The sequence below is a fragment of the Streptomyces hydrogenans genome (genome assembly GCF_014656075.1).
Taxonomy (GTDB): Bacteria; Actinomycetota; Actinomycetes; order Streptomycetales; family Streptomycetaceae; genus Streptomyces; species Streptomyces hydrogenans.
Genome location: NZ_BNBS01000324.1, coordinates 1 through 562, shown reverse-complemented (window position 1 = coordinate 562; position 562 = coordinate 1). Strand labels below are relative to the sequence as shown.

1 protein-coding gene is annotated in these 562 nt (G+C 71.2%); it reads right to left on the bottom strand.

Annotated features, from left to right (window positions below; genetic code table 11):
* Positions 1-560: MBL fold metallo-hydrolase (locus IE321_RS41685; RefSeq protein WP_190226806.1), on the bottom strand; the 560-nt coding region annotated here is incomplete at its 3' end.
* Between the last annotated feature and the right edge of the window lie 2 nt (positions 561-562).

Below are 562 nucleotides of genomic sequence, written 5' to 3'. Positions count from 1 at the left end.
GCGCCGTGGGCGGGGAAGACCCGGACCTCGTCGGGCAGGCCCATCAGCTTGTTCTGCACGCTGTCGTGGAGCATCGCGCCCAGCTCCTCGGCGGTCACGCCGACGGAGGCGAGCAGGTCGGGGCGGCCGACGTCGCCGATGAAGAGGGCGTCGCCGGTCAGCACGCCGTACGGGACGGTGTCGTCGGCGTGCTCGTACACCAGGACGCTGACCGACTCCGGAGTGTGCCCCGGCGTCTCCATGATCTCCAGGACGACGTCGCCGAGGGCGATCCGCTCGCCCTCGGCGAGGTGCCGGATGGGGTACTCGGTCTCGGCACGCGCGCCGTAGCCGATCCACGCCCCCGTCTCGGCCGCCATCTCCAGGTGGCCGGCGACGAAGTCCGCGTGGAAGTGGGTGTTGATCACGCCGACGACGGTGAAGCCGCGCGCGGTGGCGTCCGCGAGGTACTCGGAGACGTCCCGGCGCGGGTCGACGACCACCGCCTGTCCGGTCTGCTCGTCGGCGATCAGGTACGAGGCGTGGGACAGGCAGTCGAGGTAGTACTGGGCGAAGAACACGG